Origin of the sequence: Bacillus sp. 0909A (assembly GCF_036765115.1) — a bacterium.
Lineage (GTDB): Bacteria > Bacillota > Bacilli > Bacillales > Bacillaceae > Bacillus > Bacillus mojavensis.
Window position 1 is genome coordinate 774,437 of the sequence record NZ_JBAIZU010000002.1, and the last position, 22,947, is coordinate 797,383.

The window sequence follows — 22,947 nt, forward strand, 5'->3', positions numbered from 1 at the left end:
GGCTTGGCTAATCAACATTTTTCAAAAGAAGCTCCTGAAACATATTGGAGAACATCGGCGGACTTGCCTTCTTTTCCGGCGCTGCAAGAGGATACGGAATGTGATGTCACCATTATTGGAGGAGGCATTACAGGAATCACGACGGCCTATGAGCTGTCCAAAAGAGGCTTCCGAGTCGTTCTGATTGAAGCGAATCAGGTTCTCAATGGCACAACGGCCCACACAACGGCAAAAGTGACAGCGCAGCACGATATGATCTATGATGAATTTATCCGCAACTTCGGGTTGAACCACGCAAGGCTTTATTATGAAGCGAACCAAAATGCAATTGATTACATAAAAGGGATTGTTGATGGACATCAGATCGATTGCGAATGGACCAAACAAGATGCTTACCTTTACACAACAAGTGAAGATGCTGTACAAAAAATCCGCACTGAGCATGAGGCATATACAAAACTAGGGATTGAGAGAGACCTCGTAAAAGATCTTCCCCTTCCCGTCGGCTCTAAGCTGGCGCTTGTAATGAAGAATCAAGCCCAATTTCACCCGCTTCACTTTTTAACCGCGCTCCTTGATCAGATCGTGCAAAAGGGCGGACGGATTTTTGAAGAGACTGTTGCGCTTGATATTAAAAAAGGAGAAATGCCTGAAGTTGTTACAAAAAGCCGGCACGCCATTAAAAGCCGATTTATCGTATGCTGCTCCCATTTCCCTTTTTATGACGGGGGCGGATTATATGCAACCAGAATGTATTCTGACAGATCCTATGTCCTCGCCGTCAAGCCGAAGATCGACTATCCTGAGGGCATGTATGTAAGTATAGATCAGCCGTCAGTTGCGCTTCGCTACACCATTGCTAACGGAGAAAAGCTGATTCTATTCAGCGGAGTAAGCCATAAAACAGGCCAAGGAAAAGATATGTCGACACATTACGAAACGCTGAGACAATTGGCAGAAAGCACAATTGGAATCGAAAGCATTCCCTATTACTGGTCCACACAGGATCTCGTAACTATCGACAAAATCCCTTTCATCGGGCCTATGTCTGAAAACGAAGACAATATTCTCGTTGCGACCGGCTTCAAAAAATGGGGTATGACATCATCAGCTGTCGCAGCTCAGCTTTTGTCAGACCTTGTGGAGAAAAAAGACAATCCATATGAGAGCATTTTTACACCGTCGCGTTTTCATCTGAATCCCGGCTTGCAAAAGGTGATTTCTTACAATGCAGATGTGGCCAAGCATTTCATTAAAGGAAAGCTTGAAAAGCCCGACGTCGAGTTTGAAGAGATCGCGCCAGGTGAAGGAAAAGCCGTCACCATTAACGGCAGACGCGCGGGGGCATTCAGAGATGAAACGGGATGCCTGCATCTTGTTGATACAACCTGCACCCATTTAGGCTGTGAAGTGGAATGGAACGATGGAGAGCACACATGGGATTGTCCGTGCCACGGATCACGCTTTAAACCAAACGGTGAGGTAGTCGAAGGGCCGGCCATCAAACCATTAAAACAAATTGACCTTGATTAAACCGTTCAGTGAACTGAACGGTTTTTTTTATAAATAATTTCTATCTGGCGTCTTCATTCGTGCTCCTCTTGACCGATAAAAAAGAAAAAGGCTTAAAAAACCAAAAGTAAAATTATATTTTTCCCAAGGGGGATCACTGTATTGTTATTTAAAAAAGATAGAAAAAAAGAAACAGCTTATTTTTCAGATTCAAACGCCCAGCAAAAAAATCGCATTCAGCTCACAAACAAGTTCTCAGATGTGAAAAAACAGCTCAAAATGGTCAGACTGGGAGACCTAGAGCTGCACGTGCTGCAGGAGCTTCAGCCCTTAATCCAAGAAAACATTGTTTACATCGTTGACGCTTTCTATAAAAACCTCGACCATGAAAGCTCATTAATGGATATCATTAACGACCACAGCTCAGTTGACCGCTTAAAACAAACGTTAAAACGGCATATTCAGGAAATGTTTGCCGGTGTCATTGATGATGAATTCATTGAAAAACGAAATAAAATTGCTTCTATCCATTTACGAATCGGCCTTCTGCCAAAATGGTACATGGGGGCGTTTCAGGAATTGCTTCTATCAATGATTGATATTTATGAAAAATCAATTACAGATCACCATGAACTGCTGAAAGCAATCAAAGCGACAACCAAAATCTTAAACTTAGAACAGCAGCTTGTTCTTGAAGCGTTTCAAGCTGAGTACAACCAAACTCGCGATGAGCAAGAGGAAAAGAAAAATCTTCTGCATCAGAAAATCCAAGAAACCTCCGGGTCGATCGCAAATCTGTTTTCAGAAACGAGCAGATCCGTTCAAGAGCTTGTTGACAAATCTGAAGGCATTTCCGAAGCATCCAAAGCCGGCACAGTCACATCCAGCACCGTTGAAGAAAAGTCGATCGGCGGGAAAAAAGAGCTTGAAATCCAGCAAAAACAGATGAATCGAATTGATACGAGCCTCGTCCAAATCGAAAAAGAAATGGTCAAGCTGGATGAAATCGCACAGCAAATTGAAAAAATCTTCGGCATCGTCACAGGCATTGCCGAACAAACGAATCTTCTGTCACTAAACGCATCTATTGAATCAGCCCGTGCAGGCGAACACGGCAAAGGCTTTGCCGTTGTGGCCAATGAAGTGCGGAAGCTGTCTGAAGATACGAAAAAAACCGTTTCTACAGTGTCCGAGCTTGTGAACAACACCAATACACAAATCAACATCGTGTCGAAGCATATTAAAGACGTGAACGGGCTTGTCAGCGAAAGCAAAGAAAAAATGACACAAATTAACCGTTTATTCGATGAAATCGTTCACAGCATGAAAGTCAGCAAAGAACAATCCGGAAAAATTGACGTCGATCTGCAAGCCTTTCTCGGAGGGCTCCAGGAAGTCAGCCGCGCTGTTTCTCATGTGGCTGCCTCTGTTGATTCGCTTGTCATACTTACAGAAGAATAATCATCAAAAACCGGCCGAACGCAGGGCCGGTTTTTTACGCTCCTTTTGTAAACCTCTATTAATATTAAGTTGACATAAAAGCTGTCTGCATTTATTGTAGAACCATATTTTATTCGTTAGCTGGAGGGTTTCATATGAAATTAATAGACATGATGCACATTGCAATCTTTACTGCACTGATGGCAGTGCTTGGTTTTATCCCCCCTCTTTTCTTATCCTTTACACCCGTTCCCATAACGCTACAGACGCTCGGTGTCATGCTGGCCGGCAGCATCCTCAGACCCAAAGCCGCTTTTTTAAGCCAGCTTGTCTTTTTGCTGCTAGTCGCCTTTGGAGCACCGTTATTGCCCGGCGGCCGTGGCGGGTTTGGCGTTTTTTTCGGACCGAGCGCGGGTTTTCTGATGGCTTATCCGTTCGCCTCATGGCTGATCAGCCTAACCGTTCACAGACTGCGTAAGGTAACGGTGTTCCGTCTCTTTTTCATTCATATTGTATTCGGCATCACCTTTATTTACCTGCTTGGGATTCCTGTACAGGCTTTTATCATGCATATGGATCTGTTACAGGCGGGTTTTATAAGTCTTTCATTTGTTCCCGGCGATTTATTAAAAGCGGCAGCATCTGCGCTGCTTGCCATTAAAATCACCCAAGCCTTGTCTCTTTCTGATACGATGTATACAAAAGGAGGCTGACATTCTGTGACGATTACACATACATATAGATCCTTTGCCGATAAAAATCCAAGTCGAATCGCGATCCAAACTGAATCTGAACATATTACATATCGGGAGTGGAATCGGCTCGTCACCCAAACTGCCAATTGGCTGCGGACACAGCCAAACGTTCCAAAACGTGTAGCCATCCTGCTCCCAAACAGCCTTGCATTTTTACAGCTGTTTGCCGGAGCTGCCGCGGCCGGGTGTACGGCCGTTCCCATTGATACACGCTGGAGTGCGGCTGAATGCGGTGAGCGGCTGGCTTTAAGCGGTGCTGATTTTGTTGTGGCTTCATCTCTTTTTAAAAACAAACTGACAGATTGTCTGACACCCGTTGTTTGGCTGGAAGACTGTATGGCGCATATCACTGAGGCATCCGCTGACCCGGCACCCGCCGTTGATCCGGAGCTTCCCTTTTATATGGGCTTTACGTCAGGCTCAACAGGCAAGCCGAAAGCATTTACGCGCTCTCATCGCTCTTGGGTTGAAAGCTTTCAGTGTACAAAAAAAGATTTTTTGGTCTCCTCAAATGACAAAGTTCTGATTCCGGGAACGCTAATGTCTTCTCACTTTTTATACGGTGCTGTCAGCACTCTGTATCTCGGGGGAACCGTTTGTTTGCTTAAAAAATTCATCCCCGCTCAAACGAAGGAGTGGTTCACACAGAAATCCATCAGCGTACTTTATACCGTACCGACAATGACAGATGCCCTCGCCAACATTCACGCTTTTCCTGACAGCTCCGTTACAATCATTTCATCGGGAGCGGACTGGCCGGCAGCATCCAAGGAGAATCTCGCAGCCAAATGGCCTCATTTGAAGCTGTACGATTTTTACGGCACATCTGAGCTTAGCTTTGTTGCGTATCTCTCACCGGAAGACAGCAAACGAAAACCTCATTCAGCGGGCCGCCCTTTTCATAATGTCCGCATAGAGATTCGCAGCACCGCCGGGGACCTCTGTCAGCCGGGGGAAATCGGGAAAATATTCGTCAAAAGCCCGATGAAGTTCTCAGGCTATGTAAACAGCCGCATACCAGATCAATCGGAATGGATGACAGTAGATGACATGGGATATGTTGATGAAGAGGGATTTCTGTACATTGCAGGACGGGAAAACGGAATGATTGTATATGGCGGATTAAATATATTCCCTGAAGAAGTTGAGCGTGTGCTTCTCTCCTGCCCAGAGGTTGAAAAAGCAGCTGTGTCGGGCATTCCGGACGAGTATTGGGGAGAAATTGCCGTGGCCGTCATTTGCGGGAATACAGATGCCAAAAAACTGAAAGCCTGGTGCAGGCACAAACTGGCATCCTACAAAATCCCGAAAAAATGGGTATTTACAGACAATATTCCAGAAACCAACAGCGGCAAAATTGCCCGTTCAAGTGTAAAAGAATGGCTGCGGAGTGTGGTGGATTGAACGCGGTGATTGCAGACGCAAAACGAACGATTTTCGGAAAAGAAAACGGTCTGCTGAAGCAGTTTCTGCCGGAGGACTTGGCCGCTCCTCTCATCAGCTGTCTCGGCCGAAAGTTAGAGGATCAAATTGACGAGGTAATGTTGGGAAACGCCACTGGCAGAGGCGGCAACCTCGCCCGGCTGTCAGCACTTCAAGCCGGACTTCCTTTATCTGTTCCCGGCATGACAATTGACAGACAATGCGGCTCAGGGCTTGAAGCAGTGCGTTCCGCATGCAATCTTATCAAAGCGGGTGCCGGAAGCATTTATATCGCAGGCGGCTCAGAAAGCAGCAGCCGATCGCCTTTTTCAGAGAGAGCCCGCTTTTCACCGGACACTGTTGGTGATCCCGATATGGGCATGGCGGCCGAATATACAGCAGCACGCTATGCCATCCCAAGAAGCATACAGGACGAATACGCGCTTCTCAGCTATCACCGCAGCTGGAGTGCTCATACCGAAGGATTGTACCGTGAAGAGATTGTTCCTCTCGGGGAGTTGGAAACAGACGAAGCTTTCTTGAAAAGACGGCCGATGGAAGCAATCATTTCTCGTGCAAAGCCGGTGTTTGACACCAGCTCCGGAACGGTTACAGCCGCCAACAGCAGCGGCATATCAGATGGGGCGGCTGCACTCCTTGTCATGGAAGAGAAAAAAGCTGCATCCCTCGGCTATAAACCTGTGCTGCGCTATATCGGAAGCGCCGTTAGCGGCATTCATCCCAACTATCCGTCCGCCGCTCCGGTTGAAGCGATCAGAAAGCTATTAGCTGCAAACGAGCTGACGACTGACGATATCGGTTTATACGAAATCAACGAAGCCTTTGCCGTTAAAATATGCGTCTGCTCACAAGAACTTGGTATTCCCTATTCGAAAATCAATGTGCGGGGCGGCGCATTAGCTCTCGGCCATCCTTACGGCACTTCCGGGGCTGCACTGGTCACCAGATTGTTTTATGAGGCGCAAAGACGGACAGGCTGTCAATATGCTGTCGCTGCCATCGGAAGCGGCGGCGGAATCGGTTTGGCTTTATTATTTGAGGTGTTGGCATAGGCTTTTTCATAGGATGCATGCCTCTAATTTAGTATAATAACGATAAGATCAAAGTCAGGAAGGGGATTTTATGACAGCCGTTTGCTTAGTAAGACACGGAGAAACCGATTGGAACCTGCAGCAAAAATGCCAAGGGAAAACAGATATCCCGCTGAACGCGACAGGCGAACGCCAGGCAAAGGAAACCGGAGAATACTTAAAAGATTTCTCTTGGGATATCATTGTCACCAGCCCGCTGAAAAGAGCCAGAAGAACCGCGGACATTATTAATGAATTCCTCAATCTTCCTATCGTCGAGATGGATGACTTTAAGGAGCGTGATTACGGGGACGCGGAGGGTATGCCGCTTGAAGAACGGACAAAGCGCTATCCGGACAAGAACTATCCAAACATGGAAACGCTGGAAGAGCTCACGGACAGGCTGATGGGCGGATTGGTAAAAGTAAATCACGCATATCCAAATCAAAAGGTACTGATTGTCGCGCACGGTGCAGCGATTCACGCACTGCTGACAGAGATTTCCGGCGGTGATCCTGAGCTTCAAAATACGCGCCTTGTCAATGCCTGCCTCAGCAACATTGAATTTGCAGAAGAAAAATGGAAAATTAAAAATTATAACATCAATAGCCACTTATCCGGTTTTATTCAATAAGAAAAGACAGGCGTTTGCCTGTCTTTTCTTATGTATTTTCCGCTGCCATATCATTTTGAAGTTCATCTAAAATGGCATTCGCTCCATCCACACTGCGGCGCAGAGACCATACCTGACGGTCAACATGGTACACATGTCCGTTTTTCACTGCCTTCAGCTTCTTCCACAGAACATTTTTTTCGATCGGGCGTTTGCCGTCCGCGTCAATATCGTCTGTTTTTCCTGTCATCAGGATGATTACATCCGGGTCTGTTTTCAGCAGCTGCTCAAGTGTCATTTTCATGTTCACAGAGTCGCCGCCATTACCGGTTTTTTTGTTATCGGACGTGCTGATCGCATATTGATAGCCGACTTGTGTTAAAAGTCTCGATGTGAAGAAATTTTCATCTCTGGCCATAATCGTGTCATTTGTATTTCCAATCAAAAGCACAGATTGGCTATTCGCACTGATCTTTCTCTTTGTTTCATTCACTTTTTCTTCATGCGCTGTCAGCTTTTTCTCCATATCCTTCTCTTTGCCGACTGCTTTTGCAATGGTAAGCGAAGCGTCAATTGTATCCTGATAATCAGCATTTAAATTATTAAGCGCAATCGTCGGGGCGATGTTTTTCAGCTGATCATATATCTTCTTATGACGGGTCGTGTCTGCAATAATCAAATCCGGTTTTAGCGAAGCGATTTTTTCCATGCTTGGCTGTGACCGTGTGCCGACAGAGGTGTAGCCGTCAATTTTTTTCAGTACATCCTTGTTGATCAGCTGCTTTGCTTTATTGTCATCCGCCACTCCAACAGGCGTAATGCCGAGATCAAGCAAAGTGTCGATAAAGCCAAGCTCAAGCACAACGACCCGCTTCGGATGCTCAGGCACGTTCGTTTTCCCTAAATCATGTGTTACCGCTGCTTTATTTTCTTCACTGTTTTGATGGCCGGCTGAAGAAGAACAAGCCGCAGTCAAAACAGAAAGAAGTAAAACTGTAAGAATAATCAGTGTTTTTTTCATAATATTCCAGTCTCTCCTGTATCTCAATTGAGGTGTCCAAAAAATAGTATAACACGGAATGATAATCATTATCACTATTATTATTGAAAATCAGATTAGAAAGTTTCATTTGGAATGGGGTGATGATTGGGAGGAATGTTTGAAAACGGGTATGCTTTCATGTGATACAGAAGCATTGAATGAACTTGCATATTCTAGACAAAGAAAGCTTGCAGAAAAAGCATCGTTTTTTCTGCAAGCCGAAACTTCTCATTTTACAGTTTTACAAGGACTCTTCCTTGAATGTGATTTTGCAAAATATCGTTTAACGCATCAGGTGCTTCTGTTAAAGAGACTTCCTTGTCTACGATAGTCAGCAGCTGATCAGGCTTGAGATCAGAAGACATGCGCTCCCAAACAGCGGCTCTGACATCCATCGGACAGTACACTGAATCAATTCCCAGCAGACTGACTCCGCGAAGAATAAACGGATACACCGTTGCAGGAACCTCTCCCCCGCCCGTTAAACCGCTCACTGCGACAGATCCGCCATATTGGATTTTGCTTAAAAGGGAGGCAAGCTGCTTCCCGCCGACAGGATCAACGGCTCCTTGCCATTGCTGCTTGGACAGCGCCTTACGTTTTCCATCATAGACATCTTCCCTGCTGATCACTTCATCAGCACCGAGCTGCTTCAAATAGTCAGCCGCCTCCCGGTTTCCTGTGCTTGCGACCACATTGTAGCCGCGTCTGCTGAGCATCGATATTGCAATTCCCCCGACACCTCCGGTTGCTCCGGTGACAAGCACGCTCCCTTTTTCAGGAGAGAGTCCGTTCTGTTCAAGACGATGGACAGATAACGCCGCTGTAAACCCCGCCGTTCCGTACGCCATCGCTTCCTGCAGCGAAAGGTTCTTTGGCAAAGGCACCAGCCAGTCGCCAGGCACTGAAACATATTCGCTTAATCCGCCATGGCGTGAGACACCAAGCTCATAGCTTGTCGCAATGACTTCATCTCCTTCGGCAAAACGCGGATCATTTGAAGAGACAACCGTACCTGCGGCATCAATGCCTAAAATAAGCGGATATTCTCTAACAATATTGCCGCCTGCTTTTCCGGCCAAGCCGTCTTTGTAGTTGATGCCAGAATATGCTGTTTTAATCAGCACGCCGTCTTTCGGCAAATCCTCTGTTGATATGGTTTTGACATTGACTGAAACATCATCTGCATTTTTTTCTGCCAGCAATGCTTGAAATAACGTTGACATTCGGCACACTCCTTTTCATCTTTATCGTAACCGAACATCAGCCAAAAAAACAAATCATGAGGCATCTATTTTCACTTCTCCGGCACATTAAGGCTGTAATGCACAAATGCCGTTTCCTCTTCATAGCCGTTTTGCTCATATAAACTTCTTGCCGTCCGGTTGTGATGTTCCGTCTGCAGCTTTACACATTTCGCTCCGTTTTCCGAGGCGTAATCCTTTGCAGCGGAAAGCAGCCGCCGGCCAACTCCCTTTTTTCGTACAGAAGGAGCGACAAATAAATCATTTAATATGTAGATTCTTTTCATAGCCACGGAGGAAAAGGCTGGGTAAAGCTGTGTAAAACCTATGAATTCCCCATTTTCTTCCGCGATAAAAATAACAGACTCTTCATTGTCCAGGCGTGCTTTCAAAAAAGCCTCTGCTCCTTCCAGATCAGACGCCTGCTTATAAAATTCCCGATACTGATTAAACAGCGGCGCAACGGCTGCGGCATCTGCTGTTTCAGCTTGTCGAATGTTCATCCCTTTTCCTTCTCTCTATATGTTGTTAAGAATTTCATTTTATATTTAATAGAATTTTCTGTAAACCATATTGATCAGAATACTTTTTTCAGCATGCATGGAAAAAATATCACGATAATATCCATTGATCTCAAAGAAAAACATGCAGGTCATTGGAACTGATTTATTCGACAGGTTTTTTTCTGGTCGCGGGAGGATTTAACCTGAAAAAACATGAAATTTCAACATAATGATTATTTACTCATGTCTATTTTCATTCTTTACTGAATGAATACAGTTATTTCGAGTCTCTATAGAAATAGCGAGAGATGATATACCTAAATAGAAATAAAACAATCTCAAAAAAATGGGTCTACTAAAATATTATCCAATCTATTACAATAAATTCACAGAATAGTCTATCAATAGGCTGCTCTGAAATTGTAAAAGGAGAGGGTAAAGAGTGAGAAGCAAAAAATTGTGGATCAGCTTATTGTTTGCGTTCACGCTAATCTTCACGATGGCATTCAGCAACATGTCTGCACAGGCTGCCGGAAAAAACAGTGAAGAAAAGAAGTACATTGTCGGATTTAAACAGACAATGGGAGCTATGAGCACCGCCAAGAAAAAAGATGTTATTTCTGAAAAAGGCGGGAAAGTTCAAAAGCAATTTAAGTATGTAAATGCAGCCGCGGCGACATTGGATGAAAAAGCTGTAAAAGAACTGAAAAAAGATCCGAGTGTTGCTTATGTGGAAGAAGATCATGTTGCACATGAATATGCGCAATCTGTTCCTTACGGCATTTCTCAAATTAAAGCGCCGGCTCTTCACTCTCAAGGCTACACAGGCTCTAATGTAAAAGTAGCTGTCATCGACAGCGGAATTGACTCTTCTCATCCTGACTTAAACGTTCGAGGCGGAGCAAGCTTCGTACCTTCTGAAACAAACCCATACCAAGACGGCAGTTCTCACGGCACGCATGTAGCCGGTACTGTTGCCGCTCTTAATAACACAATTGGTGTTCTGGGCGTAGCGCCTAGCGCATCGTTATATGCAGTAAAAGTGCTTGATTCTACAGGAAGCGGCCAATACAGCTGGATTATTAACGGCATTGAATGGGCGATTTCTAACAACATGGATGTCATCAACATGAGCCTTGGCGGACCTACTGGGTCTACAGCGTTGAAAACAGTAGTCGATAAAGCGGTTGCACGCGGTATCGTCGTTGTTGCCGCAGCCGGAAACGAAGGAAGTTCAGGCAGCACAAGCACAGTCGGCTACCCTGCAAAATATCCTTCTACTATTGCGGTAGGCGCAGTAAACAGCAGCAACCAAAGAGCTTCATTCTCAAGCGCAGGTTCTGAGCTTGATGTGATGGCTCCTGGCGTATCCATCCAAAGCACACTGCCTGGAGGCACTTACGGCGCTTACAACGGAACGTCAATGGCGACTCCTCACGTTGCCGGAGCAGCAGCGTTAATTCTTTCTAAGCACCCGACTTGGACAAACGCGCAAGTCCGTGATCGTTTAGAAAGCACTGCAACATACCTTGGAAGCTCTTTCTACTATGGAAAAGGCTTAATCAATGTACAAGCAGCTGCACAATAAGATAAAAGAGAAGCAGGCCACTCCATACCTGCTTCTTTTTTATTAATCGGCCCCCTGTTCTGTGGCCGGGTGTTCTGACGTATTTTCATCGGTTTCCGCATGTTGAATCCGCTCCATGATCGAAGGATGGCTCCCTCTGAAAAGTTTCACGAGAAAAGGCGGATCAACCTGGCTCAGCCCCGTAACAGCCAAATCCTGAAACGTTCTGACTGCGGCTTCGCTGTCCCCTGTCAGCTCAATCCCATATTGGTCTGCCTTATTCTCCTGATAACGGGAAACGGCATTAGAAAAAGGTGTAACGGCAAAACTCAAAACAGACACGATAAGCAATAACAGCGGCAATGCCGCAAGATCATGCCGGCCCTCTACATGAAACAGATTGCGTGCAAAGCGTACCCCCCGCTTGTAAAGCTTATCAACCATATAAAATCCCGCTAGCGACACGATTAAATAGCCGGCCAATCCGATATACACGTGTTTCATCACATAATGGCCCATTTCGTGCCCCATAATAAAGAGAATTTCCGAATCGTCGAGTTTATTCAGCGTTGTATCCCACAGAACAATCCGCTTATTGGCCCCAATTCCTGTCACATAGGCATTAAGCGCGTTTGTTTTCTCTGACATATTCACTTCATACACATGATCAGCCGGGATATCGGCTTCTTCTGCCAGTGCTAAGATTTTGCTTTCCAGCTCTTTGTTTTTCAATGGGTAAAAATCGTTGTATAAAGGATCAATAATCACCGGCTGAATAAAAAACAGAAACAGCGAAAACGGCACTGTTAACAGCCAGGCGTAAAACCACCATTTTTTTTCATGCTTTTTGATCAGCCAATAAAACACGAGAACGCAGAGCGTAAAGATCGGAAAACTGATCCAAAAGTCTATGACCTGGTCCTTAGCCCAGCTGGAGGCTGTCTGCGTCGAAATATTGTAATCAAGCGATACCTGATAGCCTATCCAATCTAAAGGCAGCGTCACTAACGTTGTGATCAGCGAAAGCACAAACACAAAACCAATTATCTGCAAAAAACGAAAGGGCACGGCCGCTTCCATCCATTTCTTAATTTTTTTTGAAACGCCGCTGACCAGCAATACAAAAAACAGAAACCAATCAAGAGGAATACTGATAAAAAATAAAAAGTTCTTCATGTCAGAGTACTGTTCGGCGACAGCTAATTGGGACGGCTTCATGAAAGAAGCCGGGTCAGCCTGTGTTCCTTTCACGGCCTCCGGCACAGCAGAATCGCCGGACATAAAAAAATACCAATAGAAAAAAATCCCATACAGCACATATGCAAGCCCTGCACCCGCAATCCACTTGCGCATAACGCCTCACTCCTCACATCTAGACCCATTACTTCTATTGTAATCATAAATTCAATTTCTTAGAACCAAGCTGTGAGTTTGGACTTTTCCGCATGGAATCACCCACTGCTGGAGAAACTAGCAAATGTTTGGAGTGATGCAGATGAAAAAATTAGTAGCAGCCATCGTGGTTATCGGTCTTGTGTTTATTGCATTTTTCTACCTTTACAGCCGGTCAGGCGATGTGTATCAATCGGTTGATGCGGAATTGATCACCCTGTCTTCAGACGGGCGGGAAAAGATTGAAATCGAAAAAAGACAGCACGTCAAAGATATGCTGGACATTATGAATCAGGGAAAACAGCTGAAAACTGAGAAAACATCAGCTCCTGATTATGAAGGCACGGTAAAATTTCATAAAGACAGATTTGACTCATTCAGATTATGGATTGACGACAGCCAGCAGGCCGTTTTTTTGAAAGACGGCACGTATTACAAATTAACGCGAAACGATACCAAAGCGCTGCAAAACATCATTAAAAAAGAAGCAAAGGATTAAAAATGAAAAAGCGAAGCCCGCTGCTTCGCTTTTCTCACATTAATGAGGCAACATATCTTTCAGCGCCCGTCTGAGCATTTTGCCTGTCGCATTTTTCGGAATGTCATCAAGAAAGATGATCGCGGCAGGCCGTTTGTATTTTGCCAGATGCTTTTCGCAATGCGCCATCATTTCTGCTTCTGTGACACCAGACCGTTTCGGTACGACATACCCCTTTACCGCTTCGCCGCTTTCAGCATCAGGCACGCCGATGACAACAGCCTCCTTTACGTCCGGGTGGCTGTACAGCACCTCTTCCACTTCACGCGGATACACATTGTACCCGCCTACAATAATCATGTCTTTTTTCCGGTCAACAATGTAAAAATAACCATCCTCATCCCGCCTTGCCAGGTCTCCCGTATAGAGCCACCCGTCCTTTAAGGCATGCTTCGTTTCCATCGGCATATTATAATAGCCCTTCATCACATTGGGCCCTCTTACGATTAATTCGCCCACCTGGTGATCAGGGACTTCCCGTCCGAGCGGATCGACGACCTTGTTTTCGACGTGCAAAATACTTGTCCCGATGGAGCCTGGTTTTCTCCCTCTGTCAAACGGGTTAAAGCATGTGACCGGCGATGCTTCTGAAAGCCCGTAGCCCTCCAAAATGGTTACGCCGAATTTCTCTTCAAATGCTGTAAGCAGCGCGACCGGCATAGCCGCACCACCCGAGATGCACAGCCGAATAGAAGAAAAATCATCTGCCTTGCCTTCTTCATACTGGAATAAATAATTATACATCGTAGGCACGCCGGCAAAAATGGTTGCCTGCTGCTGCTTTACAAGCTTAAAGACAGATGCAGGGCTGAACTGCGGTTCAATCAGCACGCATGCGCCGCTCATCAGCGGAGCATTCATGCAGACAGTTAAGCAAAAAACATGAAACATCGGAAGAGCGCAGACTACATTGTCTCTCTCATCCATTCCCAAATACCCGGCGACATCGTTTGCATTGCTGAACAAATTCTGGTGGGTCAGCATCGCGCCTTTCGGTTTTCCCGTTGTTCCTGATGTATATAAAATAACCGCTGTATCATCAGGTACAAGCTCTGGATGGCGTGCAGCATCGGGTGCCGGACGCAACAATTTTGTAAACGTTGTCATTTTCATTCTGACCTCGGGGTCTGAAGCTTCCGGCTCATTTTCTCCCGTCCGGCATAAAATGACGAGTTCGACCTTTGGCAAAGATTCATGCATGCTTTCATAAATCGGCAAAAGCTGATCTACTCCTACGATTGCTTTGACATCACCGTTTGTCAGCATATAGCCGATTTCTGTCGGCGTGTACGTCGGATTGATCGGCACCACCACAATACCGGCCTTTAATGCGCCGAAAAATGCGATGACAAAATCAGGCGAATTGCCAAGCAGCAAAGCAAGATGGTCCCCTTTTTCCATACCCGCTTCCTGAAGGCCATCCGCAAAACGCTGAATATTGTCATTCAGTTCCTTGTAAGTAATCACTTGATCCCTAAACCTGCATGCGATGCTGTCCGGCTTCTCAGATGCTGTCTCTTCTAATTTCGAAACCAGATTCATTCTCCCACCCCTTAAAGTGAATGAGTAGTCATTCATTATTGAAGATAAACTTTCCTCTTCATTATAGAGAAACACAAAAAAACACTCAAGAGCAAAAAGCCCCGAGTGTCAGTACTGTTATAGATTCTTCAAAGCTTCGGCAATCGGTGTATCTCCTTCAGTCAGATCAAAAGCCCGATTTTCCGTGTTGGTCTCATCTAAAGAGGCAATAACTGCTACCGCAACGTCTTCACGTGATATAGATCCCCGCTCTAGATCTGGAGCTGCGGAAACCGTTCCTGTTCCCGGTTCATTGCGAAGGCCTCCCGGACGAATAATCGTATAGGCTAAGCCGCTGGATTCCAGAATTTTATCAGCATAATGTTTAGCCACGTAATAAGGTTTAAGTGCCTCATTCCAATTTTCACGGCGGTGGGCCTGCAGGGCGCTGACCATAATAAAACGTTTGATTCCCGCGATTTCCGCAGCCTCTATTGCTTTTGCCGCTCCGTCAAGATCCACCAGCAGCGTTTTATCATAGCCTGTGCTGCCCCCGGAACCCGCCGTAAAAATAATCGCATCACAGCCTTTTGCCGCGGCTGCGATTTCTTCCGGGCTTCCTTCTAGATTTGCTAGCACAGCTTCCGCTCCGGCCGCTTCCAAAGATGCTTTTTGTTCTTCTTTTCTGACCATCGCTCTGACGGAATGATCAGCATTCTCTTTGAATAAAGAAACAAGTCTTTGTCCGATTTGTCCGTTCGCTCCGATTAAAAACACTTTCATGTGAATCCCTCCTGCCTCCATTATTTCAAAACACAAATTTCCTTTCAAACAATGTGTTTCACATTAATAAATCAGATCAAGAAAATCTTCTTTCGTAATGTTCCCAAAATAATGCTTCAGATTCACATCAGCCAGGGCATCAGCAATCACACTGCGCTCATATTGCTTTCCAATCAGCAGGTTTTCAATTTCCGACACATCGCCCACACCGAAGAAATCACCGAAAATTTTGCAGTCTTCAATTTTCCCTTTTTTTACTTCCAAACGCAAATCTATGGACCCGATCGGATAACGCTTCGAATGGTTCAGGTTAAATTTGGGTGAGCGGCCGTAGTTCCAGTCCCAATTTTGATAGCGTTCTTCCGAGATTTTGCGAATGACTTCCCAATCTTTTTCAGTCAGCTTATACTCCGGCACATCTTGAATGTGATTTGTATTGAAAATATGTTTGAGCAAATGACTGCGGAATTCGTCGGTCGTCATTTTATCATCAAGAAACTCACTGATGTTTGCCACACGGCTTCTAATTGATTTGATGCCCTTTGATTCAATTTTATCCTTTTTGACTTTTAAAGCCGACACAACATGATCAATGGCTGAATCAAACATGAGGGTGCCGTGGCTGAAGATGCGGCCTCTTGTGGCAAATTGGGCGTTCCCTGATATTTTGCGTCCATTTACCACAATATCATTCCGGCCGCTTAATTCCGCTTCCACTCCAAGCTGATGTAACGCCTGAATCACCGGCTCAGTGAATTTTTTGAAGTTATGAAAGCTGTCACCGTCATCCTTCGTGATAAAGCTGAAATTCAAATTCCCTAAATCATGATACACAGCCCCGCCGCCTGATAAACGGCGAACGACGATAATTCCGTTTTCCTCTACATACTTTGTATTGATTTCTTCTATTGTATTTTGGTTTTTTCCGATGATGATAGACGGCTGATTCACGTAAAAAAGCAAATACGGCTGTTCAGGGTCTAAATATTTCAGGCAATACTCCTCGATGGCCAGATTGATCCGCGGATCATTGATATGTTGATTGTCAATAAATAACATGGTGTTCCTCCTTTATCTTTCCCACACAAAACCAGATTTCGCAATGTTCACTTCCCCGTTAAAAACGGTCTTGGCTTCTTTGCGGAGATTGTCATGCACGCCGAAATGAGGCAAATGAGTCAGCAGCAGCTCGCCAGCTCCCGCTTCTTCTGCAATTCGCCCTGCTTCCAAGCTGTTCATATGGCCTGCGCTTGTCCCATCTTGATCAGCATAAAAATTGCATTCTGAGATCAATAAATCAGCGTTTTCCGCAAACGGAATAAATGAATCCTGATAGCTCGAATCAGCAGTATACACAACAGTATGGCTGCCGTCAGTAATCCTCATCGCATAACAAGTCACCGGGTGAACCGTTTTTAAAAAGGTAATCGTAAACGGACCGACAGTCAGCGGCTGATCAGGCTGATAGGCAAACCCTTGCGTATGCGTTTTATATGTAAGCTTTTGAAACTGTTCTATATCAGCATCATGTCCGTAAATCGGAAGCGTGTGCTCTCCTTTGCCGAGGAACGATCCGACTTGCTTGGCAAATTGCAGCGGCCCGATGTCGGCAATATGGTCATGGTGATAATGAGACAGAACCACAGCATTCAGCTTTTCCGCCGGGACATATCCAAACAGCTTAGATAACACGGCACTTCCGCAATCCACAAGCAATGAATAATCCCCCGATTGAAACAAGTAGCCCGACGTCGCTTCATTTGCGGCCGGAAAACCGCCGTAGCATCCGATAACTGTAACTTTCATAATGTCCTCCTTCTTTGTATAGAAAATTGATCCTCCTTCAATATACCCATTTTTCTAAAAAAAAGCATGTTTTAAACATTGTATCAAAACAGATATTGAATTTTACTTTCTGTTATATTACAATGAAGACATTACAAAGGGGAAAGAGGGATTGGTTATGCTAGGGAAAATTACTGAATTTTTTAGAAACCTGCCTTCGAAAAAGTGCACGGAATGCGGAAAAAAGATAGATGAGCAGCATGAGTGCTATGGAAATATTTGCAACGACTGTATAAAAGTAAGCGATATGTAAAGAGGCGAAAATCTCACGCATACAGTGTGAGATTTTCTTCATTCTTCTAACTTCTCTTTATATTGAAATAATAGTTAGGGTTGGGTCAAAGCTCACCCGTTTTTAGATAATTCTGGTGATTCACTTTCTGTTTTTGAATATTCTATATTTTCGAAATATAATTTACTATAGACGAACCTATTTCTTATCTATTATAATTTGATCTAATAGTGAGATTAAATATATGTCTATTCATGATATATGTTGATACTTTGTTTTTTGGGAGGTAATCTATGAAAAGAATTAGGTTTGGATTAGCCACGCAAATATTCGTTGGACTTATTCTAGGTGTTATTGTTGGCGTTATTTGGTACGGCAACCCAGCACTGCCTACTTATCTGCAGCCAATCGGGGATCTCTTTTTACGCTTAATCAAAATGATAGTGATTCCTATAGTTGTCTCCAGTTTAATCATCGGTGTAGCCGGAGCCGGAAATGGAAAGCAAGTTGGTAAATTAGGCTTCAGAACAATTCTGTACTTTGAGATTATTACGACCTTTGCCATCATTCTCGGACTAGCCCTTGCAAACATCTTCCACCCGGGTACAGGAGTTAATATACACGAAGCTCAAAAAACAGACATCAGTCAATATGTTGAAACAGAAAAAGAACAAAGCAATAAATCAGTGGCAGAAACATTCCTGCACATTGTGCCGACAAACTTCTTCCAATCCTTGGTCGAAGGGGATCTTCTTGCCATCATCTTCTTTACCGTACTATTTGCGTTGGGAATTTCCGCGATCGGTGAAAGAGGCAAGCCAGTATTAGCCTTTTTTGAAGGCGTTTCCCATTCGATGTTCCATGTGGTAAACCTTGTGATGAAAGTAGCGCCGTTCGGGGTTTTCGCTCTAATCGGAGTTACTGTCTCTAAATTCGGACTCGGTTCTCTTCTATCTCTCGGAAAGCTTGTTGGATTGGTATATGTCGCGCTTGCTTTCTTCTTAATCGTCGTTTTTGGGATTGTCGGAAAACTTGCCGGCATCAGCATCTTCAAATTCCTAGCTTATATGAAGGACGAAATTTTATTGGCGTTCAGTACGTCCAGCTCTGAAACCGTTCTTCCGCGCATCATGGAAAAAATGGAGAAAATCGGCTGTCCGAAAGGTATTGTATCTTTCGTTATACCGATTGGATATACGTTTAACTTAGACGGCTCCGTTCTCTATCAGTCTATTGCCGCGCTGTTTTTGGCACAGGTATATGGCATTGATTTAACGATTTGGCACCAAATTACGCTTGTATTAGTTTTGATGGTGACATCTAAAGGAATGGCTGCCGTTCCAGGAACTTCATTTGTCGTCTTGCTTGCAACACTGGGCACGATCGGTGTTCCGGCAGAAGGACTTGCCTTTATTGCCGGTGTAGACCGTATTATGGACATGGCACGTACAGTTGTAAACCTGACTGGTAACGCACTTGCTGCCGTTGTCATGTCTAAATGGGAAGGCATGTTTAATCCTGCAAAAGCAGAAGCTGTCATGACCCAATCTAAAGCAGACCAAAACGCAACCATTTCCGGTTAATCAAAAAGCCTGCGGGGTTCTTATCGCCCCGCAGGCTTTTTTTAATCTTGAACTAGCTCAAACAGCTCTGTAATCAAAACAGTCTCCTCATTCAGCTGCATTTCGCCGTTTTTGATCAGCTCCGCCCATGCTCTCCGATGATCCTCCTGAAATTCATCAATTCGCTCTCCGTTGCCCTCGCCTTTGACTAACCTCATATCAGGCGCTCCAAAGGTCGTTTCAAACACATCTGTCACTTTTATATTGCATCTCGGGTTATCATGTTTATCATAAACGGTTACAAGCTGTCCCGCTGTCTGATATACATCACTCAGTTCATCATTTGTATATAACGACTTTGGCGCGCAGGTGGCCGTTTTTTCTCCAGCAAGGATTTGCTGGATCAGCTGTTCTCCAAGACCTTCATCGCCTTCCCAGCCGAAAGTGCTTTTCAGCTCATGGATTTTCATTCGTTTCCTCCCTCTTTCTTATACCATCGGTGATTGCACATAATAATACAGAAGCTTCGCTGTATGGCGGAGGGAAGACTTATGCGTGCGCTCAAAAGCGTGCGAAGCGTCAATTCCCGGCCCGATCAGGCCGTGCACGATATCGTGACCTGATTTGATCGCTGCTGAGGCGTCCGACCCGTAATACGGATAAATATCAAGCTTATAGTCAATATGATGCTTTTCAGCTAAATCGACCAAATGCTTTCTCAGCTGATAATGATACGGACCGCTCGAATCCTTCACACAAATCGAAACCGAATATTCGTCTGTCGCCTGCCCGTCACCGATAGCGCCCATATCCACCGCCAAGTATTCAACAGTTTCAGCAGGAATATTGGAGTTTCCGCCGTATCCGATTTCTTCATTATTAGAAATCAGAAAATGAGTCGTATACGGCAGTTCAATGTCTTCTGTTTTAATTTGATGAATTAAGCGAAGCAACAAGGCTACGCTTGCTTTGTCATCTAAATGGCGTGATTTAATGAATCCGCTTGATGTGATCTCGACACGGGGATCAAATGAAACAAAATCCCCAACGCCAATGCCAAGCTCTTCCGTATCCTTACGGCAGTGTACAGGCTCATCCAGGCGAATTTCCATATTCTCTTGATTGCGCTCCGCTTTTCCCGCGTCTTTGTACACGTGAACAGACGTTTGGTGCATTAAAATGGTCCCCGTATACGTTTTACCCGAGGCCGTTTCAATTTGGCAATACTCCCCTTCAATCGAGTTATAGCGGAAACCGCCGATCAGATCAATTTTCAGCCGGCCGTCTGCCTTAATTTCTTTCACCATTGCGCCCAAGGTGTCAACGTGCGCCGTCAGCATTCTGTGACGGGATGTATCGCGGCCCGGAAGTGTGGCAATCAAACCACCCTTATGGTTTAGAACCGTTTCGACCTTCCATTCTTTTAAAAGGTGTTCAACGTATTTGATCACCTCATATGTATTCCCTGTCGGACTTGGGATAGAAACAAGTTCTTTAATCAGCTCCATCGTTTTCCGAACGGACGTCATCGGACATTCCTCCTTTTATTTTCTATTTAAAATATACTCTTTTCCTGATAGACCCGTCCAATCTTTTCCTATCAATCTTTCATATGCTGTAGTAAGCATGGGAAGAGGAGGGATATCTATGTGCTGTCGTCATTCACATGAACAGAAATGTCATTGTCACCATTGGTTCGATGATTTTTGGTTCTTTGACGAGTGGTTCGATAAAGATTTCCACGACCATTGCAAGAAAAAGAAAGAATGCCATGACCCTTGCAAGAAAGAGAAAGAATGCCATGACCCTTGCGAGAAAAAGAAGAAAAAGAAAAGAACTTGCTCTTGCAAAAAACGCTGCCACTCTTGCTGTCATTGCTAAGGACTGAATTAGAAATATTCTGATACCCCATGCCTAAACGAATATTTCATTCATATTTTTCCAAGCAGGCTGTTACTGCTGCTTGGATTTTTTATTGAAACAGCCTTTTTGACTTTACAATCCAAACCACTGATGCCGCGGCTATCACAGCAACGATGAGTTCAACAGCCGCCGCATGTTCTATCACTCCTTTTTGGTATAAAACCGCCGGTACATTAAACAGCCCGTGTAAGAGTATCGAATACAGCAAAAACAGCGGCCGGCAGCTTTTAACCGCATATAGCACAAGCAGTGACAGACCAATTTGGACAGAGATGGCGCTGATTCTTTCAATTCCGCCGAGCAGCCATTCATACGAAGGTGTATTCAGCAGCTGCGCCTGAATCGGCATAAGCGCCTTCTTCACATCATGATGAATCAAAAGCTGTTCAAAAGTGCCGCTATTAATCGCAAAAGCGTACACGATAAGCGTAATGCTGGACAAGCCGGTTATTAGGATCGCCTCCAGACCGCCGTGGCCCGCTCCGAAGGCCAGACCGTCCGCCCAGGAAAGTCGGCGCTTCATAAAGAAACGCATCATGATATACCTTCCGCATTCCTCAAAAATTCCGGCCATCAAGCATCCGTAAATGGCATACCACACTGGATGCTTCATCACTTCTTTTGTCGTTTCATTCATTTGCAGTACATAAACATGAACGCCGCCCTCCAACAGCTGAGCAAAGACAAAAAACGTGAGAGCGCCAATAAAAAACACCTTAAGCGAAGCATGATACTTTCGCCTAAACCATATCATCAGTCCGATCGGCAACAAAAACGCAATAGTGCCTGAAATAATCATAGAGGCTATCGCTCCTTGACTGACCATTTTCCCCCTCCTTTTCTGGTTTTCTATTGACAGTTTCTCTTTTTTTATCAAAAACCCTCTTTTTTAGTACCAGATACTAATATCTAGCGTTATAATCTGATAATAAAAGGAGTTGTTATGATGTCAAAAGCAAACATTACAGCAATCGGCACCTATGCGCCTAGCCGGCGTTTAACCAATGCGGATCTGGAAAAAATCGTAGATACGTCTGATGAATGGATTGTTCAGCGCACAGGAATGAGAGAACGGCGGATTGCCGATGAGCAGCAGTTCACTTCAGACCTCTGCATTGAAGCAGTCAAAGATCTCGAGAGCCGTTACGAAGGAACACTTGAAGATGTGGATATGATTCTCGTCGCCACAACAACAGCAGATTATGCCTTTCCGAGTACGGCATGCCGAGTGCAGGAATATTTCGGCTGGGAGAACACAGGCGCGTTAGATATCAACGCGACATGCGCAGGACTGACATACGGTCTCCATGTGGCAAATGGATTGATCACATCCGGTCTTCATCAAAAAATTCTCGTCATCGCCGGAGAAACATTGTCAAAAGTGACTGATTATACAGATCGAACGACATGCGTTCTGTTCGGCGATGCTGCGGGCGCGCTATTGGTTGAACGAAATGAAGAGGCATCGGGATTCCTCGCCTCCGTCCAAGGAACATATGGAAAAGGCGCAGATATTTTGTACAGGGCAGGACTGCGGAGCGAACTCAACGGCATGCCGCTTGCGGATTCCGGGAAAATGGTCCAAAACGGACGCGAAGTGTACAAGTGGGCCGCAAGAACCATTCCCCGTGAATTTGAACATCTTTTACACAAAGCAGGGCTCAGCCGTGATGATCTTGATTGGTTTGTTCCTCACAGCGCCAACTTGCGCATGATCGAATCAATTTGTGAAAAAACACCGTTTCCGATTGAACAAACACTCACCAGTGTTGAATACTATGGAAATACATCCTCAGTCTCTATTGTTTTGGCCCTTGATCTGGCAGTGAAAGCCGGAAAGCTGAAAAAAGACCAAACCCTGATGCTTTTCGGCTTCGGCGGAGGGTTAACGTATACGGGACTTCTGGTCAAATGGGATGTTAAATAAAAAAAGACCTTGTTTCCTGAGAAACAAGGTCTTTT

At 44.9% G+C, this 22,947-nt stretch carries 23 protein-coding genes and 1 pseudogene; 13 read left to right on the forward strand and 11 right to left on the reverse strand.

Annotated features, from left to right (window positions below; genetic code table 11):
- The first annotated feature begins 3 nt into the window (after positions 1 to 3).
- The 7 genes and pseudogenes from V6D42_RS09320 (at position 4) to V6D42_RS09345 (ending at position 6,854) form a co-directional block, all read left to right on the forward strand.
- Complete coding sequence (locus V6D42_RS09320; protein ID WP_333513019.1) at positions 4 to 1,533, forward strand: FAD-dependent oxidoreductase; 1,530 nt, start codon at positions 4 to 6, stop codon at positions 1,531 to 1,533.
- Positions 1,534 to 1,791: 258 nt separating this feature from the next.
- Positions 1,792 to 2,166: pseudogene (locus V6D42_RS20325) on the forward strand (protoglobin domain-containing protein); the annotation flags it as partial.
- 9 nt (positions 2,167 to 2,175) lie between these two features.
- Complete coding sequence (locus V6D42_RS20330; RefSeq protein WP_410034139.1) at positions 2,176 to 2,973, forward strand: methyl-accepting chemotaxis protein; 798 nt, start codon at positions 2,176 to 2,178, stop codon at positions 2,971 to 2,973.
- A 134-nt stretch (positions 2,974 to 3,107) separates the two neighbouring features.
- The gene (locus V6D42_RS09330; RefSeq protein ID WP_326192559.1) at positions 3,108 to 3,665 is read left to right on the forward strand and encodes a biotin transporter BioY; all 558 of its coding nucleotides are present in this window, start codon (positions 3,108 to 3,110) and stop codon (positions 3,663 to 3,665) included.
- 6 nt (positions 3,666 to 3,671) lie between these two features.
- Positions 3,672 to 5,111, forward strand: coding sequence for an acyl-CoA synthetase (locus tag V6D42_RS09335; protein WP_333513021.1), 1,440 nt, complete (start codon positions 3,672 to 3,674; stop codon positions 5,109 to 5,111).
- Positions 5,108 to 6,202, forward strand: coding sequence for an acetyl-CoA C-acyltransferase (locus V6D42_RS09340; protein WP_333513022.1), 1,095 nt, complete (start codon positions 5,108 to 5,110; stop codon positions 6,200 to 6,202). Before V6D42_RS09335 ends, V6D42_RS09340 begins: the two co-directional genes overlap by 4 nt.
- 70 nt (positions 6,203 to 6,272) lie before the next feature.
- On the forward strand, positions 6,273 to 6,854 hold the full coding sequence (locus V6D42_RS09345; protein WP_284560429.1) for a histidine phosphatase family protein: 582 nt from the start codon (positions 6,273 to 6,275) through the stop codon (positions 6,852 to 6,854).
- Positions 6,855 to 6,882: 28 nt separating this feature from the next.
- Here V6D42_RS09345 and V6D42_RS09350 read toward each other — a convergent pair whose 3' ends face one another.
- From V6D42_RS09350 to V6D42_RS09360, 3 genes are all read right to left on the reverse strand, one after another.
- Positions 6,883 to 7,854, reverse strand: a complete 972-nt coding sequence (locus V6D42_RS09350) for an ABC transporter substrate-binding protein (protein ID WP_333513023.1) — start codon at positions 7,852 to 7,854, stop codon at positions 6,883 to 6,885.
- Between the two features lie 254 nt (positions 7,855 to 8,108).
- Positions 8,109 to 9,101 carry an NADPH:quinone oxidoreductase family protein gene (locus V6D42_RS09355; protein ID WP_333513024.1) on the reverse strand — a complete coding sequence of 331 codons (993 nt, stop codon included), beginning with the start codon at positions 9,099 to 9,101 and terminating at the stop codon, positions 8,109 to 8,111.
- A gap of 71 nt (positions 9,102 to 9,172) precedes the next feature.
- The gene (locus V6D42_RS09360) at positions 9,173 to 9,622 is read right to left on the reverse strand and encodes a GNAT family N-acetyltransferase (protein ID WP_333513025.1); all 450 of its coding nucleotides are present in this window, start codon (positions 9,620 to 9,622) and stop codon (positions 9,173 to 9,175) included.
- Positions 9,623 to 10,064: 442 nt separating this feature from the next.
- On the opposite strand from V6D42_RS09360, the gene aprE reads away from it, so the two are divergent.
- Positions 10,065 to 11,210, forward strand: coding sequence for a subtilisin AprE (aprE, locus tag V6D42_RS09365; protein WP_333513026.1), 1,146 nt, complete (start codon positions 10,065 to 10,067; stop codon positions 11,208 to 11,210).
- Positions 11,211 to 11,252: 42 nt separating this feature from the next.
- Here the strand turns inward: aprE and V6D42_RS09370 are convergent, their stop codons facing one another.
- A complete protein-coding gene (locus V6D42_RS09370; RefSeq protein WP_333513027.1) occupies positions 11,253 to 12,542 on the reverse strand; it encodes a M48 family metallopeptidase in 1,290 nt (429 codons plus the stop codon).
- A 142-nt stretch (positions 12,543 to 12,684) separates the two neighbouring features.
- Between V6D42_RS09370 and V6D42_RS09375 the strand changes: the two genes are divergently transcribed.
- Positions 12,685 to 13,080 carry a hypothetical protein gene (locus V6D42_RS09375; RefSeq protein WP_010333623.1) on the forward strand — a complete coding sequence of 132 codons (396 nt, stop codon included), beginning with the start codon at positions 12,685 to 12,687 and terminating at the stop codon, positions 13,078 to 13,080.
- A 39-nt stretch (positions 13,081 to 13,119) separates the two neighbouring features.
- Here V6D42_RS09375 and V6D42_RS09380 read toward each other — a convergent pair whose 3' ends face one another.
- The 4 genes from V6D42_RS09380 to V6D42_RS09395 all read right to left on the reverse strand — a co-directional run bounded on the left by V6D42_RS09380 (position 13,120) and on the right by V6D42_RS09395 (position 17,229).
- Positions 13,120 to 14,661 carry a fatty acid--CoA ligase family protein gene (locus V6D42_RS09380; protein WP_333513028.1) on the reverse strand — a complete coding sequence of 514 codons (1,542 nt, stop codon included), beginning with the start codon at positions 14,659 to 14,661 and terminating at the stop codon, positions 13,120 to 13,122.
- A 117-nt stretch (positions 14,662 to 14,778) separates the two neighbouring features.
- Positions 14,779 to 15,423 (reverse strand): SDR family oxidoreductase, encoded by a 645-nt coding sequence (locus tag V6D42_RS09385; RefSeq protein ID WP_333513029.1) that lies wholly within the window; start codon positions 15,421 to 15,423, stop codon positions 14,779 to 14,781.
- Between the two features lie 63 nt (positions 15,424 to 15,486).
- On the reverse strand, positions 15,487 to 16,482 hold the full coding sequence (lplJ, locus tag V6D42_RS09390; RefSeq protein ID WP_333513030.1) for a lipoate--protein ligase LplJ: 996 nt from the start codon (positions 16,480 to 16,482) through the stop codon (positions 15,487 to 15,489).
- Between the two features lie 12 nt (positions 16,483 to 16,494).
- On the reverse strand, positions 16,495 to 17,229 hold the full coding sequence (locus V6D42_RS09395; protein WP_333513031.1) for an MBL fold metallo-hydrolase: 735 nt from the start codon (positions 17,227 to 17,229) through the stop codon (positions 16,495 to 16,497).
- A 157-nt stretch (positions 17,230 to 17,386) separates the two neighbouring features.
- On the opposite strand from V6D42_RS09395, the gene yhfH reads away from it, so the two are divergent.
- Both yhfH and gltT read left to right on the forward strand, forming a co-directional pair.
- A complete protein-coding gene (gene yhfH, locus V6D42_RS09400; RefSeq protein ID WP_010333618.1) occupies positions 17,387 to 17,521 on the forward strand; it encodes a protein YhfH in 135 nt (44 codons plus the stop codon).
- Positions 17,522 to 17,793: 272 nt separating this feature from the next.
- The gene (gene gltT, locus V6D42_RS09405; protein WP_333513032.1) at positions 17,794 to 19,083 is read left to right on the forward strand and encodes a glutamate/proton symporter GltT; all 1,290 of its coding nucleotides are present in this window, start codon (positions 17,794 to 17,796) and stop codon (positions 19,081 to 19,083) included.
- Between the two features lie 41 nt (positions 19,084 to 19,124).
- Here gltT and V6D42_RS09410 read toward each other — a convergent pair whose 3' ends face one another.
- Both V6D42_RS09410 and V6D42_RS09415 read right to left on the reverse strand, forming a co-directional pair.
- A complete protein-coding gene (locus V6D42_RS09410) occupies positions 19,125 to 19,532 on the reverse strand; it encodes an ASCH domain-containing protein (protein WP_333513033.1) in 408 nt (135 codons plus the stop codon).
- Positions 19,533 to 19,550: 18 nt separating this feature from the next.
- Entirely contained in the window at positions 19,551 to 20,591 is a 1,041-nt protein-coding gene (locus V6D42_RS09415; RefSeq protein WP_333513034.1) for a M42 family metallopeptidase, read from the reverse strand.
- A gap of 137 nt (positions 20,592 to 20,728) precedes the next feature.
- On the opposite strand from V6D42_RS09415, the gene V6D42_RS20335 reads away from it, so the two are divergent.
- On the forward strand, positions 20,729 to 20,950 hold the full coding sequence (locus tag V6D42_RS20335; RefSeq protein ID WP_442893202.1) for a hypothetical protein: 222 nt from the start codon (positions 20,729 to 20,731) through the stop codon (positions 20,948 to 20,950).
- Positions 20,951 to 21,034: 84 nt separating this feature from the next.
- Here V6D42_RS20335 and V6D42_RS09425 read toward each other — a convergent pair whose 3' ends face one another.
- Positions 21,035 to 21,811 (reverse strand): YhfC family intramembrane metalloprotease, encoded by a 777-nt coding sequence (locus tag V6D42_RS09425; protein ID WP_333513036.1) that lies wholly within the window; start codon positions 21,809 to 21,811, stop codon positions 21,035 to 21,037.
- 120 nt (positions 21,812 to 21,931) lie between these two features.
- On the opposite strand from V6D42_RS09425, the gene fabHB reads away from it, so the two are divergent.
- Positions 21,932 to 22,912: a beta-ketoacyl-ACP synthase III FabHB gene (gene fabHB, locus V6D42_RS09430; RefSeq protein ID WP_333513037.1), complete on the forward strand. Its 981-nt coding sequence runs from the start codon at positions 21,932 to 21,934 to the stop codon at positions 22,910 to 22,912.
- Positions 22,913 to 22,947 lie beyond the last annotated feature (35 nt).